This window comes from Stutzerimonas stutzeri (assembly GCF_002890915.1).
Taxonomy (GTDB): domain Bacteria; phylum Pseudomonadota; class Gammaproteobacteria; order Pseudomonadales; family Pseudomonadaceae; genus Stutzerimonas; species Stutzerimonas stutzeri_AF.
Genome location: NZ_POUT01000002.1, coordinates 508,291 through 534,392, shown reverse-complemented (window position 1 = coordinate 534,392; position 26,102 = coordinate 508,291). Strand labels below are relative to the sequence as shown.

Sequence of the window (26,102 nt, the reverse complement as noted above, 5' to 3'; positions counted from 1 at the left end):
GGATTCGAGGAAACCCATGAACAATCGACAGGACGCGCGCCTCGAGCGCGTGCTGGCCACCCTGGCGCTGGTGATCATTGCCTTGATCAGCCTGGCCAACGTGGTGGTGCGCTATTTCACCAATGCTTCCTTCGCCTTCACCGAAGAGCTCTCGGTGTTTTTGCTGGTCATCCTGACCTTCGCCGGCGCTTCGGTGGCGATGCGCAGCAACCGTCACATCCGCATCGGCTTCATCGAGCGGCTGTTTCCGCGCCTGCGTGTGCCGCTGATTCTTCTGCAATGGCTCGCCGGCGTCGCGGTGCTGGGCCTGGTGGTCTGGTTCGGCGGCCAGTTCGCCCTGGAGGAATACCAGTGGGATTCGGAGTCCCCCGGGCTCGGCCTGCCGAACTGGTGGTACGTGGTCTGGCTGCCGCTGCTGGCGCTCTGCATCCTGGTGCGGCTGACGCAAATGACCCTCGACCGCCTGCGCGGGAGGCTCGCCGATGAGCCCTGATCTGTGGATGCTCGCCAGCTTCCTGCTGTTGCTGCTGATCGGCGTGCCGGTGGCCTTTTCCCTGGCGCTGTCCGGGGCCATCGGCATCCTCGCCGGGCTCTCGCCGGACATGCTCGCCACCCTCGGCACCAACACCTACAACGGCGTCGCCAAGTACCCGCTGATCGCCATTCCGCTGTTCATCCTCACCGGCCTGGTGTTCGAGAAGTCCGGCGTGGCGCTGCGCCTGGTGCGCTTCGCCCAGGCCCTGATCGGCCCACGCCACGGTGGCCTGGCGATGGTCGCCATCCTGGTCTGCCTGATCATGGGCGGGATGAGCGGCTCGGGCCCGGCGGATGCCGCGGCGGTGGCCATGGTGATGCTGCCGAGCATGACCCGCGCCGGCTATCCGAAGCCCTTCTCGGCGACGCTGATCGCCGCCTCGGCGTCCACCGCCATTCTGATTCCGCCTTCGATCGCGCTGATCCTCTATTCCATCGTGGTCCCGGGGGTGGATCTGCGCGCGCTGTTCGCCGCCGGGCTTTTTCCCGGCATCATCGCCGGGCTGGTGCTGCTGGTGCCGGCCTGGCTGCTGGCCCGGCGCTACGGCTGGGAAAACCCGGAAGGTGCCGAGCGGCCCCCGCTGGGCGAGAGCTTCCGCCAGGCGCTGCCCGCGCTGTTCGCGCCGGTGCTGATCCTCGGCGGCCTGCGCAGCGGCCTGTTCACCCCGACCGAAGCCGCCGTGGCCGGCGTGACCTACGGCGTGCTGATCGGCCTGTTCGTCACCCGCGAACTGGACTGGCGCAACCTCTGGCGGCTCTGCGGCGAGGCGGCGGTGATTTCCGGCGTGGTCATGCTGATCATCGCCCTGGCGGGCATTTTCGCCTGGGCCGGGACCATGCTCGGCACCTTTCGCCATCTGGCCGAATGGCTCATCTCGCTGTCGGACAACGGCACGGTGCTGCTGATCCTGGTGATGATCGCGGTGTTGCTGGCCGGCATGCTGCTGGATGCGATCTCCATCTACCTGATCCTGATGCCGATCCTGATTCCGGTGATGCAGCACTTCGGCTGGAACCCGGTGTGGTTCGGCATTCTCCTGGCGATGAACATCGCCATCGGCCAGTTCACCCCGCCGGTCGCGATCAACCTGATGGTCACCGCGGAAGTCGCGAAGATCCGCCTGGAACAGACGGTGGGCTGGGCGCTGCTGTTCGTCCTGGTCATGGGCAGCGCCCTGCTGCTGGTGGCGATCTTTCCCGAGATCGCGCTGTGGCTGCCGAGGGTGCTCGGTTACGCGGTGTAACCGCTGGCCAGAGGCTGGTGCGAACGCGCTGTCGTGCGCACCAGCAACACTTTCGCCAGAGCGCTAGCCGAACACCGTCACCGTCTGCCGGCTCAGCGCCACCAGTTCGCCGGCAGGCGTCCACAGTGCCGCGGCACAGTGTCCATAACCGTCGCGGGCATGCTCGATCAGCGCGCGATACATGCACCAGTCATGGCTGTCCACGGCCGGCAACGGCTGGATGAACTCGACGGTCCAGGTCAGCGAACTGCCTGGGGCGAAGCCCTGCAGATGCGAGAGCACCGCCGGCGGCCAGGCATCGACCAGCGCCAGCAGGTGCGCCTCGGTCATCGGCTCGCGCGGCACGTCGCCGCGCTGGCGCACCCAGCCGCCCATCTCGCGGGAGGTATTGCCCGAGAAAGGCAACCCGCCAATGCCCCAGCGCATCGCCAGGTAGCGGGTGAATTCCGGCGTGGCGCCCGGTACGTAGGGCAGTTCCTGGCAGGCCTCGACCGGCGGCATCGCCGGCGCCGCTTCGGCCGCGACGGCGATGGCCGAAGCGCGGGGGGCGCCGAAGCTGCCCTGGACGATGGTGACCACCTGCCCGTCCTGCACCGCGCGGCCGAGCATCTGGCTCACCGCCTTGCCCTCGCGCAGCACTTGGGCCTCGAAGCTCGCCGGGGTGTCGAGCGCCAGCGGCCCGACGAAGGTGATCGCCAGCGAGCGCAGCGGCCGGCCCTCCGGCACCTTGGCGCGCATGCTCTCGTAGACCAGCGCGGCGACCAGGCCGCCGAAGCCGGCCCGGCCCTGGCCCCAGCTGGCCGGGACGACGATGTCACGCGGGTTGTCACGCACGGCCTGGAGCAACTCGGAAAGGGTCATGGCCACCTCCTGTCGATTGTTATGCCGAGCGATGTTAAAGGCATGCCGGCGGGCAGGCGAGTGCGACATGCGCAAGGTGCTGGATGAAATGCCGGATCATCCAGGCTGGAAATGGCTGGCCACGCTCATGAACGCTCGCCAGGCTGCGCGAAACGCCAGGGCAGTGCCCGCCGCAGCCGGCGCAAGGCCCGCGCAAGCTCGTCTGCCGCCGCCGGCTGCTGCGCATAGCGCTGCTGCTCGTAGAGCCGCACGAATTCGACGATCGCCGCCGCCTGGCCGGGCAGCATGCTCGCCGCACGCGCGGCGAAGCTGCGCGCGCCCTCGCCCGCCTGCCGCCACACGCCATGCCGGGCCAGCAGCCGCTCGAAGCGCTGGAACAGCCGCTGCTGCACGTCGCTCTCGCGCCGCCAGGGCTTGAACAGCAGCAAGGCGAGCACACCGACCAGCAGCGCCACGGCCGCCACCAGGCCAAGCCCGAGCGCCTGGCCGTCGAGCCTGCCGAACCAGCGTTGCAACACCTGCAGCTGCTGCTCGCCCCGATAGTTGAGCACCCAGCGCTGCCAGCCGTAATTGAGGCTGTCCCAGCGCAGCCGCCATTCGTTCAGCCAGCCGATGTCGCGATAGCGCAGCAGCGACATCGGCTCCTCGGCCAGGAAGCTCTGCTCGCTTGCCAGGGCCTGCTCCAGGCCCTGCTCGACGCGCTCGGGGGCGACCTGGAAGGTCGGGTCGACACTGACCCAGCCGCGCCCGGCCACCCAGTATTCGACCCAGGCGTGGGCATCGAACTGGCGCACCGACAGGTAGTTGCCCGCCGGATTCACCTCGCCACCCTGGTAGCCGGCCACCACGCGCGCCGGAATGCCGGCGGCGCGCAGAACGAAGGTCATCGCGCCGGCATAGTGCGCGCAGAAGCCGCTGCGGGTGTCGAACAGGAAATCGTCGACGATATGCGTGCCCACCGGCGGCGGCGTGAGGGTGTAGCGATAGGGCTGACGATTGAAGTGCACCAGCAGCGCATCCACCACCGCCTGCGGCGTCCGCGCGCTACGCCGCAGCTGCGCGGCCCAGGCGCGGCTGCGCGGGTTGCCCTGCTCCGGCAACTGCAGGGCGCGCTCCAGGCTCCGCGGCGCACTGCCGGCCTCGCGTCGCGCCTGCGGCCAGGAGGTCGCCCGGTAGAGCAACGGCTGGTTCACCGGTTGGCGCCGCTGCAGGTGGAAATCGGCCATCATCTGCGCCTGCCCCGGCTCCAGGCGCGGCACGTCCAGCGCGAACAGCCAGGGCTGGCCGCTGGGCTGCATGACGATGCTATAGCCGAGTGGCTCGCCGGCCGGCTCCCACTCCGGCTCCTGCGGCACCTGCGAGGCGAAGGACTGCGACCAGCGCCGGCCATCGAAACGCTCGAAGGTCACCGCGCGCCAGTAGAGCTGGTCGCGCGGCGGCATCTCACCGTCGAAACTGACGCGAAACGCCAGCGCCGCGGACTGCCCCAGGCGAGCGATGTCCCCCGGCGCCATGTGGTCGGCCAGGCCGGTCACGCCGCGCTCGCTCGGCTGCGGCAGCGACCACAGCGGTGCCAACCGCGGGAAGAACAGGAACAGCACCAGCATCAGCGGCACGGCCTGCAGCAACAGTGCGCCGGCCAGGCGCAGCGTCGGCCACGGCCGCGTCAGCAGGCTGCCCTGCTGCAGGCCGATCATCGCCGCGAGCAGGGCCGTGACCGGCAGCAGGCTGTACGCGGCAGCCAGCAAGCCATCTTCGAACAGGTAGCTGGTCACCACGGCGAAGAAGCCGAGGAAGATCAGCACCAGCGCATCCCGGCGGCTGCTCATCTCCACCAGCTTGAGGATGAACGCCGCGATCAGCAGCACCACGCCTGCCTCCAGGCCGACCAGGCTGCCGCGCGAGAAGTAGACGCCGAAGCCGGCACTGATCATCAGCGCGGCCTTCAGCCAGCTGTTGGGATAGCGCGCCCGCATGCGGAAGATCTGCACCCGCCAGGCGGCGCAACCCAGCCAGAGGCCGATGATCCATAGCGGCAGATGCGCGAGGTGCGGCAGGATCACCAGCACCTGCGCCACCAGCAGCCAGATCAGGCTGTTGCGTGGAATCCCCGGCTTCGCGCTCACCGTGCATCCTCCGCGGCCACGCCGTGCAAGGCCAGCGCGCGCAGGCAGGCATCCAGGTGCGCCTGGCCGCTGTCCGGGCCGATCGTCCCGGCGGGCAGGCGCAATGCGAAAGGCTGCTGGCGCTCGCTCAACTGCACCACCCAATGGCAGAGCAGCGACAGACGTTGTTCCGTATCACCCGGCAGCGCATCGAAGTCCAGCAGCGGGTCGCTGCCGAGCAGGCTGGCGAAATCCTTCACCAGCAAGCCCTGCCCACGGGAATAGGCCTTCCAGTGCAGGCGCCGGCGCGAATCGCCCGGCTGCCAGGGCTTGAGTCCCTGATAATCGTCGACGCCGCCGGCGCGGGCCTGCACCCCCTCCTCCTCGCTGTCCGGTGCGCCGCCCTGTGGTAGTCGCTCGCCGGCCAGTGGGCGCGGGTAGACCAGCGCCGCCAGTTCCAGATCGACCCAGCTCCAGGCCACCAGCAATCCCAGCGGGAAACGACTCTCCACCCGTACGCGCCCGGGTCGTAGCCAGCCGCGGCGCTGGGTCGGCAGACTCAACTCGACTTCCACCGTACCGCCGGCCGGCACATCCAGCAGGCGCAGGCCGCTCACCGGCCAGCCCAGCGCAACCGCCTGGTAGGCACGGCCACGGCTTTCCAGGCGTACGCGCAAACGTGCCTGCTCGCCGACGAAGGCCGCGCTGGTGCCGCCGGCCTGCAACACCAGCCCGGCAAGGTTGCGCCAGGTATGCAGGATGGTGACCAGGTAGACCGAGCCGAGCAGGAAGGTCAGGCCGTAGGCCAGGCTGTTCTGGTAGTTGATCGCGGTGAGCAGCATCAGCAGCAGCGCGACGAAAAAGGCCAGGCCGACGGCAGTGGGCATGATGAAGATGCGCCGCTGGTCCAGGCGCACGCTGGAGGCCGGCGGAATCCGCCGCAGCAGCCAGCGTTCGCGAAAACGCGGCAGCAACCTCACCGGCGCCGCTCGCGCGCAGAGGCAGGCGTGGCCATCAGAGCGCCGGCACCTCGCGCAGCAGCCACTGCACCAGGGCGCCGCCGCCGTGGCCGGTGGCATCGGCGCGCTCGCGCAGGCGGTGGCCGACCACCGTCGGCAATACGGCCTGGACATCTTCGGGAATCACGTAATCGCGTCCGTCGAGAAATGCCCAGGCTCGCGCGGCCGCCAGCAGCGCGAGGCTGCCTCGCGGCGACAGGCCCCAGGCGAACTGCGGCTGGGTCCGCGTGGCTTCTACCAGCCGCAGCACGTAGTCGACCAGCGCATCGCTGACCCGCACCTGGGAGACGGCATCCTGGATCGTCAGCAGCTCGGCACGCTCGAGCAAGGGCTCCAGCCGGACCAGCAGGTCGCGCCGGACCTCGCCGAGCAGCAGGGCCTTTTCCGCCGCCTTGGCCGGATAGCCCAGCGACACGCGCATCAGGAAGCGGTCCAACTGCGATTCCGGCAGGGCGAAGGTGCCACCGGAGCTCACCGGATTCTGCGTGGCGATGACAAAGAACGGCTCGGGCAGCGGCCGGGTCTCGCCCTCGATGGTGACCTGCCCCTCCTCCATCGCCTCGAGCAGCGCGCTCTGGCTCTTCGGGGTGGCGCGATTGATCTCGTCGGCCAGCACCAGCTCGGCGAAGATCGGCCCCGGATGAAAGACGAACTGCCCGCTATCCTTGTCGAACACCGAGGTCCCGAGGATGTCGCCAGGCAGCAGGTCGGAGGTGAACTGGATGCGCTGGAACTCCAGCCCCAGCACCTTGGCCAGGGCATGGCTGAGGGTGGTCTTGCCCATCCCCGGCATGTCCTCGACCAGCAGGTGGCCGCGGGCCAGCAGGCAGGCCAGGGCCAGCCGCACCTGAGCTTCCTTGCCGAGCAGTACTTCGTTGACCGCCCGCAGACAGGCATCCAGTCGGGTACGCATGCAACTCTCCTCTGTTCGTCCCGCTCCGATGCTACTGGCCATCCGCCGCCAGGCAAAGCACAGGAAACGCCGGGTAACGAGTTTGTGATACGGACCTTGATCCAACGCTATGTCCCGCTCCGCTCGACGGCTTAGGCTTGACGTCTCCAGAGTTGCCAGGAGGCTCCGATGTCCACGCCCGCGCCACACGCCTGGCATGCGCAACCCGCCGACCAGACCCTGCAGCACCTGGACGTCTCGTCCAGTGGCCTGAATGCCGAGGAAGCGCAGCGGCGCCTGCAGGTCTTCGGCCCCAATCGCCTGCCGCGACGCCGTAGCAACGGCCCGGTCAAGCGCTTCCTGCTGCAGTTTCACAACCTGCTGATCTACGTGCTGATCCTCTCGGCCCTGGTCACCCTCGCCCTCGGCGAATGGCTCGACAGCGCCGTGATCTTCGCCGTGGTGGTGATCAACGCGATCGTCGGGTTCGTCCAGGAAGGCAAGGCTGAACAGGCCATGCGCGCCATCCAGAAGATGCTGACGCTCGACAGCAAGGTGCGTCGCGCCGGGCAGACCACCACGGTGGCGGCCGAGCAACTGGTGCCGGGCGACATGGTGCTGCTGGAAGCCGGCGACCGAGTCCCCGCCGACCTGCGCCTGCTGGAATGCCGCGACCTGCGTATCGAAGAGGCGGCGCTGACCGGTGAATCGCTGCCCAGCGACAAACAGGTCGAGCCGGTGGCCCGCGATGCCAGCCTCGGCGACCGCCACAGCATGGCCTACTCCGGCACCCTGGTCAGCGCCGGCAGCGGCTACGGCGTGGTGGTGGCCACGGCGGGCCAGACCGAACTGGGCCGGATCAGCCACATGCTCGGCGAAGTCGTCAGCCTGCAGACACCGCTGCTCGCCGACATGACGCGCTTCGCCAAGGTGCTGACCGTCATCATCCTGGCGCTGGCGCTGGGCACCTACGTCTTCGGCGTCACCCTGCGCGGCTACTCGTCCAACGACATGCTGCTGGCGGCGGTCGGCCTGGCCGTCGCGGCCATTCCCGAAGGCTTGCCCGCGGTGCTGACCATTACCCTCGCCCTGGGCGTGCAACGGATGGCGCGGCGCCGGGCGATCATCCGCCATCTGCCGGCAGTGGAAAGCCTCGGCGCGGTCACGGTGATCTGCTCCGACAAGACCGGCACCCTGACCCGCAACGAAATGACGGTGCAGCAGGTCTTCACCGCCGCCCACCGCTACCAGATCGACGGCGTCGGCTATGCGCCGCAGGGCAGTGTCCGCTGTGATGACGGCCAGCTGTGCATGCTCGACGAGGCGACCGACCTCCAAGCGCTGGCCCGCGCCGGCCTGCTCTGCAACAGCGCCAGCCTGCTGAGCGACGGCGACGACTGGAGCATCACCGGCGACCCGACCGAAGCCGCCCTGCTCACCCTTGCCGGCAAGCTCGGCCTGCAGGCCGAGCATGAACACGCGCATGTCCCACGCGTCGACGGCATCCCGTTCAGTTCCGAACGCCGCTGCATGGCCAGCCTGCACCACGACCACGCCGGCCACGGGCTCATCTATCTGGTCGGCGCCCCGGAGCGGCTGCTGGAAGTGTGCAACCGCCAGCTGGTCGCCGGCTGTGCCGAGCCGCTGGTCCCGGCCTATTGGCACAAGGTCCTGGCCGATGGCGCCAGCCAGGGGCTGCGCATGCTCGGGCTGGCGATGCGCCCCCTCGGCGTGCCACGGCACGAACTGAACTACGAAGACCTCGAAGGCGATTTCGTGCTGCTGGGCCTGGTCGGCATGCTCGACCCGCCGCGCGAGGAAGCCATCGACGCGATCGCCGAGTGCCATCAGGCCGGCATCGCGGTGAAGATGATCACCGGCGACCACGCCGCCACTGCCGCGGCGATCGCGGCGCGGCTCGGCCTGGGAAGCCAGGCACCGCTCAGCGGGGCCGAACTGGATCATCTCAGCGATGCGCAGCTCGATGCGCGCCTGGCCGAGACCACGGTGTTCGCCCGTACCAGCCCGGCGCACAAGCTGCGCCTGGTGGAGCGCCTGCAGGCCTGCGGCGCACGCGTGGCCATGACCGGCGATGGCGTCAACGACGCGCCCGCGCTCAAGCGCGCCGACATCGGCGTGGCGATGGGCATCAAGGGCACCGAGGTGGCCAAGGAAGCGGCGCAGATGGTACTGGCCGACGACAACTTCGCCACCATCGCCCACGCGGTGGAGGAAGGTCGCACGGTCTACGACAACCTGAAAAAGTCGATCCTGTTCATCCTGCCCACCAACGGCGGCGAAGCCCTGGTCCTGCTGGTGGCCATCGCCCTCGGCCTGACCCTGCCGATCACCCCGCTGCAGATCCTCTGGGTGAACATGATCACCGCGGTCACCCTGGCGCTGGCCCTTGCCTTCGAGCCGGGCGAGGCGGACCTGATGCGGAGGCCGCCGCGTGACCCGCGCGCCCCGCTGCTGAGCGTGCAGCTGCTGTGGCGGGTGGTGCTGGTGGCCGTGCTGATGACCGCGGCCTGCATGGGCGTCTTCATCTACGCCCAGCAGCTGGGCTGGAGCCTGGAGGCCAGCCGCACACTGGCGGTGAACGCGCTGGTGGCCTGCGAAATCGCCTATCTGTTCAGCAGCCGGCAAATCAACGCAGCGGCGCGCTTCGGCCTGCGGGACAACCCGATGGTCTGGGGCATGGTGGTATTACTGGTGGCGCTGCAGCTGGCCTTCACGCACTGGGAGCCACTGCAGCGGCTGTTCGCGACCGAAACGCTGGACCTGGCAGCCTGGGGCCTGTGCCTGCTGGCCGGCGCCGCGTTGCTGGTGGTGGTCGAACTGGAGAAGTGGATGCGCCGACGGGCCGGCTGGCCGCTGTAAGAGCCCAAGGCTTCAAGCTTGAAAGCCTCGCCCCGGGGTCGGGCCTCCCACCCAAACAGCAGGCACCACATAAAACCCTGTGGGAGGCGCGACCTCGCGGCGATCGCAGGCCGAAGGCCTGCCAGAAGCTCAAAAGCCTCGCCCCGGGGTCGGGCCTCCCACCCAAGCAGCAGATACCGCACAACCCCTGTGGGAGGCGCGACCTCGCGGCGATCGCAGGCCGCAGGCCTGCCAGAAGCTCAAAAGCCTCGCCCCGGGGTCGGGCCTCCCACCCAAACAGCAGGCACCGCATAAACCCTGTGGGAGGCGCGACCTCGCGGCGATCGCAGGCCGAGGGCCTGCCAGAAGCTCAAAAGCCTCGCCCCGGGTCGGGCCTCCCACCCAAACAGCAGGCACCGCATAACCCCTGTGGGAGGCGCGACCTCGCGGCGATCGCAGGCCGAAGGCCTGCCAGAGGCTCAAAAGCCTCGCCCCGGGGTCGGACCTCCCACCCAAACAGCAGGCACCGCATAACCCCTGTGGGAGGCGCGACCTCGCGGCGATCGCAGGCCGAAGGCCTGCCAGAGGCTCAAAGCACCATGCCTAACAACTGCGACTTCTAGCGCCCAGCGCGCGACTCGCGAAGATAGAAACGCGCTTTCTGCGCCTTCTGCGTACAGCCCTGGAATGCCTCGAACTGCTGCTGGGTCTTGGCACCAGTGAGCAGGGCCAGTGCCTTGGAATAGCTCACGGTACCGGCGAAGCCTTCGGCTTCCGCCAGGCTCTGCTCCTTCCACGCCGCATCCAGTTCTGCGGCGCAGCTGTCACGGTAAGCGGTCTTGCCGGCACAGCCGGCCAGCAGCAGCACCAGCAAGGGCAAGGATAGCCAGGTCTTCATCGCATCGTCCCTCAGTTCCTGTTCAGGTATTCGGTTCTCGCGTGGCGGTGCTGCAGATACTCGATGACCGCCTGCTGCTCGCCGGCGAACTCGATGCGCTCCGCCTTGCTTTCGCGCTGGTAGGCGTACATCGGATCGTAGTATTCGCTCAGCAGCCCTTCGATCCAGCCGCGATGCAGATCCACCGCGCCGCTACGCGCCTGTTCGGCCAGGGCCTGATCCATGATCAGCGCCAGCCGCTGGTAGCGCTCGCCGCCCAAGCGCTTGTAGATATTGACCAGACTTTGCTGCAGACGCTCGGCGAAAGCTGCGAAACCGGTCTCACCCTGCTCGGCGATGAACTCGGCGCAGAGGTCGATCACGTAGTCCTTGAGAATCCGCTCGATCCGGCCCTCCAGGCTGTCTTCGAGCCAGACCAATGGGAATTGCTGCATGCCGTGAAACAGCGGCAGCGGAATCGAGCAGCGTCCGACCAGGCGCGCCTCGTCCTCGACGGCGAACTGCTCGATACCGGCAGCGCGCATCTTCAACAGGCGAATCGCCAGGGCGTTCTCGAAATCGATCTGCGCCGGCTGCGGCGTGGCGCGCTTGCCGAAGCTGGAGCCGCGGTGGTTGGCCAGCCCTTCCAGGTCCAGGCTGTTGTCGAGCCGCGCCAGCACCTCGGTCTTGCCGGTGCCGGTCATGCCGCCGACCAGGACGAAATCGCATTGCTGCACCGCCTGCTCGAGGGTTTCCAGCAGGAAATGGCGCATGGCCTTGTAGCCGCCGGTGACCCGCGGATAGTCGATGCCCGCTTCGTCCCGCAGCCACTGCTGGACGATCTGCGAGCGCAATCCGCCGCGGAAGCAATACAGGTAGCCCTCCGGATGGGCGCGGGCGAAATCGGCCCAGGCCTGCATCCGCTCAGCCTTGACCTGGCCGGAGACCAGCCGGTGGCCCAGGTCGAGAGCGGCTTTCTGGCCATGCTGCTTGTAGCAGGTGCCGACCTTCTGCCGCTCGCTGTCGTCCATCAGCGGCAGGTTGACCACGCCGGGGAAGGCGCCCTTGGCGAACTCCGCCGGCGCGCGGGCATCCATCATCGGCACGTCGTTGAGGAACAGTGCGCGAAAATCGTCGGTATCAGCGCGCATCAACGCACCTCGACCGCATGGGTGCGCGCGTCGACCAGCCGGCCGATGGGCTCGAGCTGCAGGTCGAGTTCGGCGCAGGCGGCGAGGAATTCCCCCTCGCCGTCCGGTGCCACGGCCACCAGCAGGCCGCCGCTGGTCTGCGGGTCGCACAGCAGTTGCTTGTGGGCGTCGTCGAGCGCGGCGATGCGTTCGCCGTAGCTGTCGAAGTTGCGCTGGGTGCCACCGGGCACGCAACCCAAGCCGAGGTAGTACTCCACGCCCGGCAGGCGCGGCACGCGCGCGTAGTCGATCTCGGCGGTCAGGCCGCTGCCATCGGCCATTTCCACCAGATGGCCGAGCAGGCCGAAACCGGTGACATCGGTCATCGCGTGCACGCCCTCGAGCTTGCCGAAGTGGCTGCCGGCGGTGTTCAGCGTGCACATCCAGTCGCGTGCCAGCCCGACGTCCTCGGCCCGCAGGCAGGCCTTCTTCTCGGCGGTGGTGAGGATGCCGATGCCCAGCGGCTTGGTCAGGTACAGCTTGCAGCCGGCGGTCGCGGTGTCGTTGCGCTTCATCTGGCGCTTGTTCACCAGGCCGGTGACGGCGAGGCCGAAGATCGGTTCCGGTGCGTCGATCGAGTGGCCGCCGGCGAGCGGGATGCCGGCGGCCTCGCACACCGCCCGGCCGCCAGCGATGACCTCGCGGGCCACTTCCGCCGGCAGCACGTTGACCGGCCAGCCGAGAATGGCGATGGCCATCAGCGGATCGCCGCCCATGGCGTAGATGTCGCTGATGGCATTGGTCGCGGCGATGCGGCCGAAATCGAAGGGATCGTCGACGATGGGCATGAAGAAGTCGGTAGTCGAAACCACGCCGCGCTCCTCGTCGATGCCATACACCGCCGCGTCGTCGCGCGAGGCGTTGCCGACCCACAGGCGCGGGTCGAGATTCTGCGCACCGCTGCCGGCAAGAATCACGTCCAGCACCCTGGGCGAGATCTTGCAGCCGCAACCGGCGCCGTGGCTGTACTGGGTGAGACGGATCGGTTCGCTCATCGGGGCTCTCTCGTGGCACGTCAAACGGGCCGCGATTGTAGCAAAGGCGGCGCATGCCGCGGCCCCGCGATGGCAGAGTTCGAGCGCAGTGGTGGGCATCCGGGTCATCAGGTCTTCATCATCCGCTTGCAGGCTGCCCGAGCAGGCGTGAAGCTAGCGCGGAGCGACAAGGGGAACCGCATGAGCAAGAAAGTTGCACTGGTACTGGGCTCCGGCGGTGCGCGGGGGTATGCGCACATCGGGGTGATCGAGGAGCTGGAAGCGCGCGGCTACGAGATCGCCTGCATCGCCGGGTGCTCCATGGGCGCGGTGGTCGGCGGCATCTACGCAGCCGGCAAGCTCGACGAATACCGCACCTGGATCGAGAACCTCGACTACCTGGACCTGCTGCGCCTGGTCGATCCCAGCTTCAGCCTGGGCGCCATCCGCGGCGAAAAGGTCTTCGGGCGCATCCGCGACATGGTCGGCAAGATCAATATCGAGGACCTGCCGATTCCCTTCACCGCAGTCGCCACGGACCTCACCAACCAGCAGGAAATCTGGTTCCAGGAAGGCAGCCTGGAGCTGGCCATGCGCGCTTCGGCAGCCATACCGAGCCTGTTCACACCGGTCATGCAGGGCAACCGCATGCTGGTCGACGGCGGCCTGCTCAATCCGCTGCCGATCGTGCCGGTGGTGTCGGCGCACTGCGACCTGATCATCGCCGTCAACCTCAACGCCAACAACCACAAGCAGTACCCGCTGCCGGAAATCGAACGGCCCGGGCGTTTCGACGCGATGATGAGTTCGATCAGCGCGCACATCCCCTTCTGGCGCAAGGACGGCATCGAGCTGGACGAGCAGATCAGCGACATCCGCGCCGGCGAGCTGATGCGCGGCGACCAGCCACCCACGGCGCCCACCAGCCAGAGCGCACCGAAATCGGCGGAGGGCTCGACGGTCATCGACGTCACCGGTCCGGCATCGCTGCTGGAACTGATCAACCAGAGCTTCGACGTCATGCAGTCATCGCTGGCCCAGTACAAGATCGCCGGCTACCCGCCGAACGTGCTGGTCAACATCCCCAAGCGGGCCTGCCGCTTCTACGAGTTCTACAAGGCGCCGGAGCTGATCGCCCTTGGCCGTATCGTCGCCCGCGACGCCCTGGTGCGCTACGAAGAGGAGCTGTAGGGTGGATCGCGCTTCATTGATCCACCAAACCGCGTCACGGTGGATGTAATAAAGCGACATCCACCCTACCCACTTCAGCGCCGCCCCACGGATCTGCCCACCGCCCTAAGGCTTGACGCCTTCGCGCACCTCGCCCGCAGGCAGCGCGTCCTTGTGGGCCGCGTCCGGCACCTCCTTGATCAGCCAGTCGCCCAGCAGGCTGTAGGCCACGGCAAGCAGGGTCGGACCAAGGAACAGGCCCATGAAGCCGAAGGCGAGGATGCCGCCGAACACCCCCAGCAGCACCACCACCAACGGCAGGTTGCCGCCACGGCTGATCAGGTAGGGCTTGAGCACGTTATCCACGCCGCTGATGACGAACATGCCCCAGATGCCGAGAAAGATCGCCATGCCGTAGTCGCCCTGCCAGGCCAGCCAGGCGACCGCCGGCCCCCACACCAGCGGCGGCACCATGACGAAGCTACAGGCAAAGGTCAGCAGCCCGAGCACCAGTGCGCCGGGAATGCCGGCGATGAGAAAACCGATATAGGCCAGCACTGCCTGCGCTGCGGCCGTACCGATCACGCCATTGACCACCCGTTGTACCGTGCCGGCGACCAGTTCCAGGTAGTGATCGGCGCGGTTGCCGATCAGACGGTGCAGCAGGCTATGCACGAAGGCCGCCAGCTGCGGGCCGTCACGATAGAAGAAGAACACCAGCACCAGGCTCAGCGCCAGTTCGAGCATGCCGCCGCCGATCCGCGCGCTGCGCACCAGCAGCCAGTTGGCGACCTGGCCGACATAGGGGCGAATGCTGGCGATCAATGCGGTGCCCTGCTCGTCCACCGCCTCCCAGAACACCACCAGGCGGTCGCCGACCAACGGCAGATCGCCCAGCCAGTGTGGCGGCGGCGGTAGCCCATCGACCTGGAAATTGTGCAGCAAGGCGTTGGCTTCGCGGATATGGTCGGCGATGTTGAGCCCCAACCAGACCAGCGGCACCGCCACCAGCACCATCCAGCCGAAGGTCAGCACTCCGGCCGCCAGCGTCGCATTGCCATTCAACCAGCGTGTCAGCACGCGCATCACCGGCCAGCTGGCGAACGCCAGCACGGCCGCCCAGAACAGCGCCGAGGCGAATGGCGCCAATACCCAGAGGCAGGCCCCCAGCAGGGCCAGAAGCAGTATCTGCACCAGCAGCCGATCATTGTTGAGCATGCACAAGCACTCTATCGAGAAAAGCCGGCGCGCCTCGCGAAAGCACGCCAGCCAAAGCGGCTATTGCAGCCGCACCCATGGCTCAGCGCAAGAGCCGGACAAGCAGCCCCGGCGCCGGCGAATCATCCACCTCCAGCCTCCCGGCGCGAATCCGTTCGGCGATCAGCGCCTCGCGCCAGGCGACCGCACCGCGTCCGGCGAGGCTGATCCGCATGGTGCTGTCCAGCCTGAGAACGTCGGCCAGCAACTGCCCCCAGTCGGCCGTCGGTTCGTCAGCCAGGCGCGGCAGACGCAACTCGCCGGTGCTGCGCAACTGGCGCAAGAGCGTGGCCGCGTTCGGCAGGACATCGGCCAGCGGCCGGTCCGGCTGCAACTGTTCGACGTGCAGGTATGGCCGCCCATTGCCGCGGGTTATGCCATAGAGCGCCACCAGGCTGTCGGCCGCATCGGGCAACCGCGCCAGCAGATAGGCCTGCTGGCCTTCCGGGCCGTAGAGCATGGATTTGCCGAAGATCGAGTTGGCCCACAGGCTGCTGGAGCCGCATTCGCGGCCTTCGCACCAGAACAGCAGCTCCGCATCCTGCCGCAGAAGCTCGCCACGGGCCTGGCTGAACGCCTCGATACCGCTGTGTACGGCGGGCAGCTGGTAGGTGATGGCGGTCAGGTTCCCGGACGCCACGACCTGCGCGGCCATGCGCAGGTTACCGCTGATGCGACGAATCGAATCCTGCGGGTACACACGCTCCTGCACCGGCAACTGCCGGTAGTCGATGATCTGCGCCTGGGCGAATCGGGGCAGTACCTCCAGGTCAGCGCTGCCGGGCACATCCGCCGCCCAGGCGGCACTGCCGATCAGCGCCAGCCCGGCTATCCATGCTCCTCGCATAAAACTCCTCAACGGGTCGGCATCGACGATCGCCCGCAGGGCGTCGCGGCGCGGTAGAAATCGATCATTGCGGTGCCTCGATCGGGACGATGGCTCCCAGCCTCGCCAGTTGGCAAAAGCAAGTCAAGCAAGGCTTTACGACAGATTCTTGCAGCGGCCCAGAACCCCTCAGCCGCGCAGGAAAGCCTCGAACACCGCCGCAACCGCTTGCGCCCCGGCCTCGTCGTCCAGGTGCAGATGATGCCCGCCGGGCAGTCGGTGCACCGCAAAGGGCAGGCTCTCGGTGAACGCCAGCATGTCCGGCTGGGTCATCAGGCCCTGCTCGGCCAGCACCAGGCGGGTCGGACAGGCCACCTGGCCGACGAACGCCAGGGCATGGGCGCGGGTCAGGCGCAGCGGCGAGGGCAGCATCAGCCGCGCATCGGTGCGCCAGGTGTAGCCGCCCGGCACGGGCATCAGCCCGCGCTGCGCAAGCCGTTCGGCCGCTTCCTGGCTGACCGCGCCCACGCCTTTCATGCGTGCCTTGACCGCCTGCTCGAAGCGGGCGTAGACCGGCTTGCGCTTGCCATCGACCGCCAGCAGCGCCTTCAATGCCGCCCCCAGCTTCTGCGGAGCGCCGTCCGCCTCGCCGGTATAGGGGATTACGCCGTCGATCAGCGCCAGGCGCTCGACGCGCTCGGGCAGCGCACCGGCGAGCAGCACCGAGACGATCGCCCCCATGGAGTGCCCCAGCAGGGAAAAGCGTTGCCAACCGAACTGTTCGGCGACCTGCAGCACGTCGTGCACATAGTCCCAGATGTTGTAGCCCGCCCCGATCGGGCGGTGCTCGGAATGGCCGTGTCCGGGCAGGTCCAGGGCGACGATGCGCACCCCCGGCAGATGCGGCGCCAGCCGGCTGAAGGTGGCGGCATTGTCCAGCCAGCCATGCAGGGCGATGACCGGCCTGCCGTCCTCGGGCCCATAGAGATGGGCGGCCACCTCGATGTGCGGCAGGCTCAGGCGGACTTCCTCGAACGGCACGCTCATGCGGCCCCCTGTACTTTTTCGCGATGACGCCAGCGGTCGAACAGCCGCCTGAGCAGGGCGGCGGTGTCCTGCGGGCGCTCCAGCGGGAACATGTGCCCGCCCGGCAGGCTGTGCGCCTCACCGCGCGCCATCAGCCGCAACAGGTAGCCATGGTGCGGCAGCACCACGCGGCTGTCGCGGCCGCGCACCATGGCCAGCGGGATCTTCAGCGCGGGCGGCCAGCCGGGTGTCACATGCGGCACGCTGCGGTAGATGCGGATCTCGGTCTGCGGATCGAAGCGCAAGCGCATACCCTGCCCGGCCGGCTCGAGGCCATGTTCGATGTAGGCCTCGAGGCAGTCGGGATCGAAGCGGCGGAACAAGGGCTTGCCGGCGAAGTACGCCCGCGCTTCCTCGGCGCTGCCGAACTGCTCGCGCCGGCCCAGCGTGCGCCCGGCCGGTGTCAGCCGGTCGATGAAGCCCAGGCGCTTGGCGGCCCAGATGATGGTCTGGTCGAACCAGGTCGGCAGTGGCGAGTCGAGCATCACCACGCCGTGGTACAGCTCCGGGCGCAGCAGCGCGGCGCGGTAATGCAGCATGCCGCCGAAGGAATGGCCGACGCCCCAGACCGGCTCGCCCAGGCGCACGAGCTGCTCGAACAGCTCGTCCAGCAGATTGTTCCAGTTGTCGTCCACCGGAAAACGCGGATCGTGCCCGTGCCGATCCATGTGCGTGACCCGGTACTCCGGCGCGAGGGCGGCGAACAGCTTGCTATAGGTCGCCGAAGGAAAGCCGTTGGCGTGGGCGAAGAAGATGCGTTGCGACATGAGGCCAGTGCCCGAAACAGACGGACCGCCATTGTCTGGCAGCCTTCGGCGGGCGGCAATCGCCATAGCCCCGCCGAATGGATGGCATTCAGGCCAATCAGCAGGCCGCAACGGCGGCCTGCGCGTCGAATCAGCCTGCCGGAGCGTTCCTGTCCAGCGGCACGATCGCCACGGTCAGGCGCGAGATGCAGCTCGGCTTGCCGTCCTCGCCGCTGAGGCGGATATCCCAGACGTGCGTCGAGCGGCCCAGGTGCACCGGCCGGCAGACCCCGGTCACCCGTCCGCTGCGCAGGCCGCGCAGGTGGTTGGCGTTCACCTCCAGGCCCACGCAGTAGAACTTGCTGGTATCGATGCAGTGGTAGCTGGCCATGGAGCCGAGGGTTTCGGCCAGCACCACCGAGGCGCCGCCATGTAGCAGCCCATAGGGCTGGTGGGTGCGCGCATCGACCGGCATGCTCGCCGTGATGGACTCGCCATCGAAGGATTCGAAACGGATATCCAGCAGTTCACTGATGGTGTTCCTGCGGGTGCTGTGCAGCTCTTCCAGGTCGGGTTGGCGGTACCAGATGCTCAAGGCGCGTACTCCATGCGGATGTCGTTGTTATTGGATGTCAGGCTCGGCCGGCCAGCTGAACGATGCGGGCCGGAGCCTGCCTACCCTAACGAACGTGACGCAACGACACCAGCCGCATCAACCCCCCGGCAATCGCCTCGCCCTCGAGTTCGGCCAGGGACGCCGTCGCCATCGGCAATGACGCGTCGGAATGACCATGGACCAGCCAGCCGCCGAGGCTGCCGACCAGCGGCTGATGCGTGACCAGCAGCAGCTCGCCCTCGCCGCGCCGATCGAGCTGGCGCAACGCCTCGTTCAGGTCGGACTCCGGCGTCAGCCACGGCACGGTTTCGCAGGCTCCCTCGAAGCCCAGCGTCCGTCGCACCTCGTCGGCGGTCTGCTGCGCCCGCTGGTAGGGGCTCACCAGAATCGCCTGCAGTGCGCGGCCGCGCAGATGTGCGGCATTCTCCCGCACGTCGCGGCGGCCGCGCTCGGTCAGATTGCGCTCGGCATCGGTGCGAGCCCGCGGCTCGGCCTCGCCATGGCGCAGCAGCCAGAGCCTCATGGCGCCTGCTCTTCGTTCGGCTCGACCGGCGGTTGCGGCGGCACCGTCGGCGCCAGCTCGACATCGGCCGGACGCGGCACCGGCCAATCGGACAGCGGCCAGGGCTTGCGTTCGGTATTGAAGGTGGCGAAGCGGCCGATTTGCGCGATGTACTGGCTGAGACTGTCACCGAAAGCCTGCAGGCTGGCGTCCGCCTGCCCCTTGAGCAGGCGCAGGATCAGCTGCAGTACCACGACGACCAGCAGCACCAGCTCCGCGACCTGCCAGACGAAGAAGAAGATCAGCATCCAGACGGCCCGCAGGATCAACGATTCGCGTTCCGTACTGCGATTGGATTGACTCATGGATTGTCTCCGGTAGGCACGTGGTTCAGAAACCGTCGGTGGAAATGAAGTCCACGTCGGTCTTGGGTTCGCCACGCATCAGCAATTCGATGACCTGATCGAGCGTACGCCCCTCGAACAGGACGGCATGCAGGCCGGCGACCAGCGGCATGTAGACCTGCAGTTCCTCCGCCTTGCGCTTGAGCACCTTGATGGTATTGACGCCTTCCGCCACCTCGCCGAGCCGGGAAACCGCCTCGTCCAGGCTCAGCCCCTCGCCGAGGGCATGGCCCACCTGGAAGTTGCGACTCTTGGACGAGGTACAGGTCACGATCAGGTCGCCGACCCCGGCCAGGCCGAGAAAGGTCATGGGATTGGCGCCCAGCTTCACCGCGAAGCGGGTCATTTCCGCCAGTGCGCGGGTGATCAGCATGCTGCGGGTGTTTTCGCCCATGCCCAGCGCCGCCGCCATGCCGGCCATGATCGCATAGACGTTCTTCAGCGCCCCGCCGAGCTCGACGCCGAAGCGGTCGGCACTGGCATAGACGCGGAAAGTACGGCCGTGCAGGACCTCCTGCACGCGGCGACACAGCGCCTCGTCGTGGCTGGCGACGACGGTGGCGGTCAGGGCGTGCTCGGCGACCTCGCGCGCCAGGTTGGGGCCCGACAGCACGCCGATACGCGCCTGTGGCGCGATCTCCTCGAGAATCTGGCTCATCAGCATGAAGCCTTCGGCCTCGATGCCCTTGGTGGTGCTGATCAGCAGCTTGCCGGCCAATTGCGCGGAGAACGGCTGCAACGCCTGGCGCAGTGCACTGGAGGGCAACGCGACGAAGATCAGCTCGCAAGCGGCCAGGGTCTGCGGCAGGTCGGTGGTCGCCTGCACCTGCGGCAGGATCGTGACCCCTTTCAGATACCGCGGGTTCTGGCGCTGGACGCGGATGCTTTCGGCCTGCTCCGCATCGCGCATCCAGAGCAGGACAGAATGGCCGTTCTCGGCCAGCAGATTGGCTATCGCGGTGCCGAAACTGCCGCCGCCGAGCACCGCGATGGTTTGCTGTTGTGTCATGTGGTTTCCGTTATGGGCCATCCAACGTGGCAGTGCCGGGCATTATACGTAGCGCATCGAGGGCGGCCAGCGCAAAGCCCGAAGCGGTGAAAAGCATCCGGTTACAAGCTCGCCGAGCCCCCACGCAGAGGCGCGCAGCCGCCTTGGCACCGGCGATCGGCCGGGGTGTGAAACCCCGCGTGCAACGTTTGTCTATACAGGACATGCTGTCGCAAGGTCCTCGTTAGGGTGCCAGGAGTGTTAAAGTAGCTGCCCGTTTCTGTCTTTGCGTCCTTCAGCCGCAGGTACGGGTGAATGGCGTCGCTGTTGCAGGCTGTGACTTTAGCCACAACGCGGCAGTCTATGACTAGTCTTGATGATCAGGCCTCGAATTCTGGGCCCGGTATGTAAGCAGCAAAGCCCCCACAAGGGCCCATTGAGGAATACGCATGACCAAACAACACGCCTTTACTCGGGAAGACCTGCTTCGTTGCAGCCGCGGCGAGCTCTTCGGTCCCGGTAATGCGCAACTGCCCGCACCGAACATGCTGATGGTCGACCGCATCGTTCATATCAGCGAAGTGGGCGGCAAGTATGGCAAGGGCGAGCTGGTCGCCGAGCTGGATATCAACCCCGATCTCTGGTTCTTTGCCTGCCATTTCGAAGGCGACCCGGTCATGCCCGGCTGCCTGGGCCTCGATGCCATGTGGCAGCTGGTTGGCTTCTACCTGGGCTGGCAGGGCAACCCCGGCCGCGGCCGCGCCCTCGGTTCGGGCGAAGTGAAATTCTTCGGTCAGGTCCTGCCGACCGCCAAGAAAGTCACTTACAACATCCACATCAAGCGCACCATCAACCGCTCGCTGATCCTCGGCATCGCCGACGGCACCGTCAGCGTTGATGGCCGCGAGATCTACAGTGCCGAAGGCTTGCGCGTCGGCCTGTTCTCCTCTACCGACAGCTTTTGAAGGACATCCGCATGCGTCGCGTCGTGATCACCGGCCTGGGTATCGTTTCCTGCCTGGGCAATGACAAAGAGACCGTCTCCGGAAACCTGCGCGCCGGTCGCCCCGGTATCCGCTTCAACCAGGCCTACGCGGACATGGGTCTGCGCAGCCAGGTCTCCGGTTCCGTCAACCTGAACCTCGAAGAACTCATCGACCGCAAGGTCCTGCGCTTCATGGGCGACGCTGCGGCCTATGCCTATCTGGCCATGGAACAAGCGGTCAAGGATGCCGGCTTCAGCGCCGACGAAATCTCCAACCCGCGCTTCGGCCTGGTCGCCGGCTCGGGCGGTGCGTCCACCATCAACCAGATGGAAGCCATCGACATCCTGCGCGACAAGGGCGTCAAGCGCATCGGCCCATACCGCGTGCCGCGCACCATGAGCAGCACCGTATCGGCCTGCCTGGCCACGCCGTTCCGCATCAAGGGCCTGAACTACTCCATCGCCTCGGCCTGCGCCACCAGCGCTCATTGCATCGGCCATGCCATGGAGCAGATCCAGATGGGCAAGCAGGATGTGGTCTTCGCCGGCGGCGGCGAAGAGGAGCATTGGAGCCAGAGCTGCCTGTTCGATGCCATGGGCGCCCTCTCCAGCCAGTACAACGAGACGCCGGAGAAGGCCTCGCGCGCCTATGACGCCAAGCGTGATGGCTTCGTCATCGCCGGCGGCGGCGGCATGGTGGTGGTCGAAGAGCTGGAGCACGCACTCAAGCGCGGCGCCAGGATCTACGCGGAAATCGTCGGCTACGGTGCGACGTCCGACGGCTACGACATGGTCGCCCCGAGCGGTGAAGGCGCGCTGCGCTGCATGCAGCAGGCGATGTCCACCGTCGAAGGCCCGATCGACTACCTGAACACCCACGGCACCTCCACCCCGGTGGGCGATGTCGCCGAGATCAAGGCCGTGCGCAACATGTTCGGCGACAAGGTCCCGACCATCAGCTCGACCAAGAGCCTGTCCGGTCACTCGCTGGGCGCCGCCGGCGTTCACGAGGCGATCTACTGCATGCTGATGATGGAAGGCAACTTCATCGCCGGCTCGGCCAACATCGAAGAGCTGGACCCGGAAGTCACCGACATGCCGATTCTGCGTGAAACCCGCGAGAACGCGCAGATCGACACCGTGATGAGCAACAGCTTCGGCTTCGGCGGCACCAACGCCACCCTGGTGCTCAAGCGCTGGAAAGGCTGAGTCCTTCGCTCCGAGCAAAACGCCCCGACTGGTTCGGGGCGTTTTTGTTTGTGCGGGTAGCGACCGCAAGCCGGAATCGCCCGCCTCTCGTTCAGAGTCATTGACAGCCCTTGCGCCACTGGGCTGGCGGCTGGCCGGTCCAGCGCTTGAAGGCACGGCAGAACGCCGCGACCTCGGCAAAGCCGCTCTGCTCGGCTACCTCCTGCACGCTCAGGTGCTCGTTGCCCAGCAGCCTCAGTGCGAAATCGCGGCGCAGGGCTTCCTTGATCTGCCGGATCGAAGTGCCTTCCTCCTGCAGCCAGCGGCGCAGGGTACGCGGCGCCATCAGCAACTGTCGGCTGATCGCCTCCAGGTCCGGCATCTGCTCGAGATCGTAGCGCTGCAGCAGCACCCTGACCCGGGCCTGCAGGCTGTTGTCGCGTACAGGCCGGCGCAGGATCACCGCTGGACAGTCCTGCAGGAACACCTGCAGCTCCATGGCGTTGCGGATGATCGGCAGCTGCAAAAAGCGCGGGTGCAGATAGAAGCCACAGCGGGGCTGGTCGTGGAGCAGCTCGCCGAGGAACATCACCCGGTATTCACGCGCGTGCTCGACGACCGGATAGCCGAAGCAGGTACTGGCGACCGGGATCTGCTGCCCGACCAGCCAGCCGGCGAAGCGCTGCCACATCAGCAGGATGAACTCCTGCAGGAAATGCTCCGGGTCCTCGCCATGGTGATGCAGATGCAGGCGGTAGAACACCAGCGGCGACTGCGACGAATCCATTTCCAGCCCGATCTCCAGATCATCCGAAACCGCCGTGTAGAAGCGTGCGCTCTGCTGCAGCATGCCACCGAGGGTACTGGCCCCCTGGGCCAATTCCGCCATCAATGAGAACACCCCGCGTTTACAGGCCCTCGGCGCCAGGCCCATGAACTCGTCGCGGGTGAAGCGCCAGACCGCCTTGATCAACGCACTGAGCTGCTGCTCGGTGATCAGTTGCTCGGGGCGATCGATCCAGTCCGGCGCGATCCCGGCCGCTGACAGCAGCTGCAGCGGGTCCGCCCCCTGGCGCAGAGCCCCGCCGATGCTGGCGCGCACGTAGTGGTTGGCGATGTGGGCCTTCGAGGACTCGGGCGGTTCCCTGGTGATCATGCGGTACTCCTGTTCCTGCGCCGATGGCCACCAGCCTGCACCCAATGGCCTATTCGATCAATCAAAACGACCGAAGAGGTCATTCCAAGAGGCGAACCAAGGTTCTATTAATAATCCCGTGGTCAGCCGGCCGGCGGCCCCAATACAAGAACAACAACCCGAAGGGCTCAGCATGAACGTACAGGAACAGCCCGTCGCCGACAGTGCGGTGGGCGACGACGATCAGGCACTGTTTCAGCAAATGGTGCGGCGCATCCTGCAAGAGGAAGTGGCGCCCGACTACGAAAGCTGGGAAGCGGCACACCAGGTGCCGCGCGAACTCTGGCATCGCCTGGGCGAAGCCGGGCTGCTCGGCGTCGATCTGCCGGAAGCGCTGGGCGGCTCCGGGGCCGGGGTCGAAATCTGCCTGATGATCTGCGAGGAGATTTCCCGCCAGGGCTTTGGCGGCCTGGCCAGCGGCTACAACATCCACGCCAATATCGTGATGCCCTACATCCTGCACCTGGGTAGCGAGCAGCAGCAGCGGTACTGGCTGCCGCGCATGGCCAGCGGCGAGGTGCTGGGCGCCATCGCCATGACCGAGCCCGGCGCGGGCAGCGACCTGGCCGCCATGCGCACCACGGCGCAGAAGGTCGCCGGTGGCTGGAAGCTCGACGGTGCCAAGGTGTTCATCACCAACGGCCTGCTGGCGGACATGGTGATCGTCTGCGCCAAGACCGACCCGAAGGCCGGAGCCCGCGGCGTGTCGCTGTTCCTGGTCGATACCACCTTGCCGGGATTCGCCCGCGGCAAGGCGATCCGCAAGATCGGCCAGCATGCCAGCGATACCGCCGAGCTGTTCTTCGACGAACTGGTGGTGCCGGAGGAGGCGCTGCTGGGCGAGGCCGGCAAGGGTTTCATCCACCTGATGCAGGAGCTGCCCCGCGAACGCCTGGGTGTCGCGGCCCAGGCCCTGGGCGCCATCGACGGTGCCCTGCAGCTGACACTGGACTACGTACAGGAACGCCGTGCCTTCGGCAAACGCATCGCCGAGTTCCAGAACACCCGCTTTACCCTCGCCGAAGTGCGGGCGCAGCTGGAAATGGGTCGCGCCTATTTCAATCAGTGCCTGCAGCGCTATGCCCGTGCAGCGATGAGCGGCACCGATGCAGCCACCCTCAAGCTGCTGCTGAGCGAGATGCAATGCCACTGCATCGACCGTTGCCTGCAGCTGTTCGGAGGCTACGGCTACACACTGGAATACCCGATTTCCCGCTTCTATGTGGATGCGCGGATCCAGACCATCTATGCCGGCACCTCGGAAATCATGAAAGAGCTGATCGCCCGCGACATGCTGGGCCCCGTGGCCTGAGCGAATAAAGAGAGGAGTTCCCGTGATGCCCGATACAGTCGAACTGCAGGATGTGGTGATCGTTGCCGGAGCACGCACCGCCATCGGCGATTTCGGTGGCAGCCTGGCCAGCTACAGCCCGGCCGAGCTGGGCACCTTTGCCGGACGCGCCGCCATCGAGCGCGCCGGGGTGGCGGGCGAGGAGATCGACCACTCCGTCTTCGGCCACATCATCACCACCAGCCCCCAGGACGCCTACCTGGCGCGGCACATCGCACGAAACTGCGGCCTGCCCGACAGCGCCGCGGCGCTGAACGTGAACCGCCTGTGCGGCTCCTCGGTACAGTCGCTGATCTCGGCGGCGCAGATGATCCAGGCCGGGGCCAGCCGTATCGCCCTGGCCGGTGGCGCGGAAAGCATGAGCCAGGGCGCCTACCTGCTGCCGAAACTGCGCTTCGGCCAGCGCCTGGGCGATGCGGGGGCCCAGGACCTGACCGTCGGCATTCTCAGCGATCCCTTCGGCAGCGGCCACATGGGGATCACCGCCGAGAACGTCGCCACCCGCTACGGCTTCACCCGCGAACAGCTGGACCGGTATGCCTGCGACAGCCACCGCAAGGCGGCGAGCGCCATCGATGCCGGGCACCTGGCCAGCCAGATCATCGCCGTGCCGGTTCGCCAGGGACGCGACAGCGTGGCCTTCAACAAGGACGAGCATGTGCGCCCCGACGCGACGCTCGAGGGCCTGCAGAAGCTACGCGCCGCATTCAAGCCGGATGGCCTGGTCACCGCCGGCAACGCCTCCGGCCTCAACGACGGCGCCGCTGTGCTGGTGCTGACCTCCCGGCAGGAGGCCCGGGCGCGTGGGCTGATGCCCAGGGCGCGCTTCGTCAGCTACGCCTTCGCCGGCGTGGAGCCGCACCTGATGGGCCTGGGACCGATTCCGGCGGTGCAACGGGCGCTGAAGAATGCGGGCCTGGAGCTGGCCGATATCGACCTCATCGAAAGCAACGAAGCCTTTGCCGCGCAGGCCCTGGCAGTGGCGCAGAGCCTGGAGTTCGATCCGGACAAGGTGAACGTCAACGGCGGGGCCATCGCCCACGGCCACCCGGTGGGGGCCACGGGCTCGATCCTGACCTTGAAGGCACTGTACGAACTGGAACGCCTCGACAAGCAGCGGGCGCTGGTCACCCTGTGCATCGGCGGCGGCCAGGGTATCGCCTTGATTATCGAACGTCTCGCGCAGTGAGCGATGCACCGCCGGCGGACAGAGCAAGCCATCCGCACCAGTTG

At 67.2% G+C, this 26,102-nt stretch carries 24 protein-coding genes; 8 read left to right on the top strand and 16 right to left on the bottom strand.

Going from position 1 to position 26,102, the window contains the following annotated elements; all coding sequences use genetic code 11:
- The first annotated feature begins 16 nt into the window (after positions 1 to 16).
- Both CXK94_RS06285 and CXK94_RS06280 read left to right on the top strand, forming a co-directional pair.
- Positions 17 to 493, top strand: a complete 477-nt coding sequence (locus CXK94_RS06285) for a TRAP transporter small permease (RefSeq protein ID WP_102893662.1) — start codon at positions 17 to 19, stop codon at positions 491 to 493.
- The gene (locus CXK94_RS06280) at positions 483 to 1,778 is read left to right on the top strand and encodes a TRAP transporter large permease (RefSeq protein WP_102893661.1); all 1,296 of its coding nucleotides are present in this window, start codon (positions 483 to 485) and stop codon (positions 1,776 to 1,778) included. Before CXK94_RS06285 ends, CXK94_RS06280 begins: the two co-directional genes overlap by 11 nt.
- Positions 1,779 to 1,841: 63 nt before the next feature.
- On the opposite strand, the gene CXK94_RS06275 is transcribed toward CXK94_RS06280, so the two are convergent.
- The 4 genes from CXK94_RS06275 to CXK94_RS06260 all read right to left on the bottom strand — a co-directional run bounded on the left by CXK94_RS06275 (position 1,842) and on the right by CXK94_RS06260 (position 6,676).
- Entirely contained in the window at positions 1,842 to 2,639 is a 798-nt protein-coding gene (locus CXK94_RS06275; RefSeq protein ID WP_102893660.1) for an acyl-CoA thioesterase, read from the bottom strand.
- A 125-nt stretch (positions 2,640 to 2,764) separates the two neighbouring features.
- Complete coding sequence (locus CXK94_RS06270; RefSeq protein ID WP_102893659.1) at positions 2,765 to 4,765, bottom strand: transglutaminase TgpA family protein; 2,001 nt, start codon at positions 4,763 to 4,765, stop codon at positions 2,765 to 2,767.
- Complete coding sequence (locus CXK94_RS06265) at positions 4,762 to 5,724, bottom strand: DUF58 domain-containing protein (RefSeq protein ID WP_102893658.1); 963 nt, start codon at positions 5,722 to 5,724, stop codon at positions 4,762 to 4,764. The genes CXK94_RS06270 and CXK94_RS06265 overlap by 4 nt, the downstream gene beginning before the upstream one ends.
- Positions 5,725 to 5,758: 34 nt before the next feature.
- Positions 5,759 to 6,676 (bottom strand): AAA family ATPase, encoded by a 918-nt coding sequence (locus CXK94_RS06260; RefSeq protein ID WP_102893657.1) that lies wholly within the window; start codon positions 6,674 to 6,676, stop codon positions 5,759 to 5,761.
- Between the two features lie 168 nt (positions 6,677 to 6,844).
- On the opposite strand from CXK94_RS06260, the gene CXK94_RS06255 reads away from it, so the two are divergent.
- Positions 6,845 to 9,535 carry an HAD-IC family P-type ATPase gene (locus CXK94_RS06255; protein ID WP_102893656.1) on the top strand — a complete coding sequence of 897 codons (2,691 nt, stop codon included), beginning with the start codon at positions 6,845 to 6,847 and terminating at the stop codon, positions 9,533 to 9,535.
- Positions 9,536 to 10,133: 598 nt separating this feature from the next.
- Here CXK94_RS06255 and CXK94_RS06250 read toward each other — a convergent pair.
- From CXK94_RS06250 to selD, 3 genes are read right to left on the bottom strand one after another with little or no spacing between them, the layout of a single operon-like run.
- Positions 10,134 to 10,412 (bottom strand): hypothetical protein, encoded by a 279-nt coding sequence (locus CXK94_RS06250; protein ID WP_102893655.1) that lies wholly within the window; start codon positions 10,410 to 10,412, stop codon positions 10,134 to 10,136.
- A gap of 11 nt (positions 10,413 to 10,423) precedes the next feature.
- Positions 10,424 to 11,542, bottom strand: coding sequence for a tRNA 2-selenouridine(34) synthase MnmH (gene mnmH / locus CXK94_RS06245; RefSeq protein WP_102893654.1), 1,119 nt, complete (start codon positions 11,540 to 11,542; stop codon positions 10,424 to 10,426).
- A complete protein-coding gene (selD, locus tag CXK94_RS06240; RefSeq protein ID WP_102893653.1) occupies positions 11,542 to 12,576 on the bottom strand; it encodes a selenide, water dikinase SelD in 1,035 nt (344 codons plus the stop codon). Before selD ends, mnmH begins: the two co-directional genes overlap by 1 nt.
- Before the next feature lie 180 nt (positions 12,577 to 12,756).
- Here selD and CXK94_RS06235 point away from each other — a divergent pair, with 180 nt between their 5' ends.
- Positions 12,757 to 13,746 carry a patatin-like phospholipase family protein gene (locus CXK94_RS06235; RefSeq protein WP_037042222.1) on the top strand — a complete coding sequence of 330 codons (990 nt, stop codon included), beginning with the start codon at positions 12,757 to 12,759 and terminating at the stop codon, positions 13,744 to 13,746.
- 105 nt (positions 13,747 to 13,851) lie between these two features.
- On the opposite strand, the gene CXK94_RS06230 is transcribed toward CXK94_RS06235, so the two are convergent.
- The 8 genes from CXK94_RS06230 to CXK94_RS06195 form a co-directional block, all read right to left on the bottom strand.
- Positions 13,852 to 14,943 carry an AI-2E family transporter gene (locus tag CXK94_RS06230; RefSeq protein WP_102893652.1) on the bottom strand — a complete coding sequence of 364 codons (1,092 nt, stop codon included), beginning with the start codon at positions 14,941 to 14,943 and terminating at the stop codon, positions 13,852 to 13,854.
- Positions 14,944 to 15,025: 82 nt separating this feature from the next.
- On the bottom strand, positions 15,026 to 15,829 hold the full coding sequence (locus CXK94_RS06225; protein WP_102893651.1) for a DUF4892 domain-containing protein: 804 nt from the start codon (positions 15,827 to 15,829) through the stop codon (positions 15,026 to 15,028).
- Positions 15,830 to 15,997: 168 nt separating this feature from the next.
- The gene (locus tag CXK94_RS06220; protein ID WP_102893650.1) at positions 15,998 to 16,855 is read right to left on the bottom strand and encodes an alpha/beta fold hydrolase; all 858 of its coding nucleotides are present in this window, start codon (positions 16,853 to 16,855) and stop codon (positions 15,998 to 16,000) included.
- The gene (locus CXK94_RS06215) at positions 16,852 to 17,661 is read right to left on the bottom strand and encodes an alpha/beta fold hydrolase (protein ID WP_037042201.1); all 810 of its coding nucleotides are present in this window, start codon (positions 17,659 to 17,661) and stop codon (positions 16,852 to 16,854) included. The genes CXK94_RS06220 and CXK94_RS06215 overlap by 4 nt, the downstream gene beginning before the upstream one ends.
- Before the next feature lie 130 nt (positions 17,662 to 17,791).
- Positions 17,792 to 18,235, bottom strand: coding sequence for a hotdog fold thioesterase (locus tag CXK94_RS06210; RefSeq protein WP_102893649.1), 444 nt, complete (start codon positions 18,233 to 18,235; stop codon positions 17,792 to 17,794).
- 85 nt (positions 18,236 to 18,320) lie between these two features.
- Positions 18,321 to 18,779: a phosphohistidine phosphatase SixA gene (gene sixA, locus CXK94_RS06205; RefSeq protein WP_102893648.1), complete on the bottom strand. Its 459-nt coding sequence runs from the start codon at positions 18,777 to 18,779 to the stop codon at positions 18,321 to 18,323.
- Positions 18,776 to 19,123 (bottom strand): DUF4389 domain-containing protein, encoded by a 348-nt coding sequence (locus CXK94_RS06200; protein WP_037042202.1) that lies wholly within the window; start codon positions 19,121 to 19,123, stop codon positions 18,776 to 18,778. The genes sixA and CXK94_RS06200 overlap by 4 nt, the downstream gene beginning before the upstream one ends.
- A gap of 25 nt (positions 19,124 to 19,148) precedes the next feature.
- Complete coding sequence (locus CXK94_RS06195; RefSeq protein WP_037042203.1) at positions 19,149 to 20,171, bottom strand: NAD(P)H-dependent glycerol-3-phosphate dehydrogenase; 1,023 nt, start codon at positions 20,169 to 20,171, stop codon at positions 19,149 to 19,151.
- A 428-nt stretch (positions 20,172 to 20,599) separates the two neighbouring features.
- On the opposite strand from CXK94_RS06195, the gene fabA reads away from it, so the two are divergent.
- Both fabA and fabB read left to right on the top strand, forming a co-directional pair.
- Entirely contained in the window at positions 20,600 to 21,115 is a 516-nt protein-coding gene (fabA, locus tag CXK94_RS06190; RefSeq protein ID WP_037042204.1) for a 3-hydroxyacyl-[acyl-carrier-protein] dehydratase FabA, read from the top strand.
- 11 nt (positions 21,116 to 21,126) lie between these two features.
- Entirely contained in the window at positions 21,127 to 22,344 is a 1,218-nt protein-coding gene (fabB, locus tag CXK94_RS06185; protein WP_102893647.1) for a beta-ketoacyl-ACP synthase I, read from the top strand.
- A gap of 97 nt (positions 22,345 to 22,441) precedes the next feature.
- Here fabB and CXK94_RS06180 read toward each other — a convergent pair whose 3' ends face one another.
- Positions 22,442 to 23,479, bottom strand: a complete 1,038-nt coding sequence (locus CXK94_RS06180; RefSeq protein WP_102893646.1) for an AraC family transcriptional regulator — start codon at positions 23,477 to 23,479, stop codon at positions 22,442 to 22,444.
- A 172-nt stretch (positions 23,480 to 23,651) separates the two neighbouring features.
- Here CXK94_RS06180 and CXK94_RS06175 point away from each other — a divergent pair, with 172 nt between their 5' ends.
- Both CXK94_RS06175 and bktB read left to right on the top strand, forming a co-directional pair.
- Entirely contained in the window at positions 23,652 to 24,830 is a 1,179-nt protein-coding gene (locus CXK94_RS06175) for an acyl-CoA dehydrogenase family protein (protein WP_180984389.1), read from the top strand.
- A gap of 25 nt (positions 24,831 to 24,855) precedes the next feature.
- Positions 24,856 to 26,058 (top strand): beta-ketothiolase BktB, encoded by a 1,203-nt coding sequence (gene bktB / locus CXK94_RS06170; protein ID WP_102893645.1) that lies wholly within the window; start codon positions 24,856 to 24,858, stop codon positions 26,056 to 26,058.
- Positions 26,059 to 26,102: the final 44 nt, after the last annotated feature.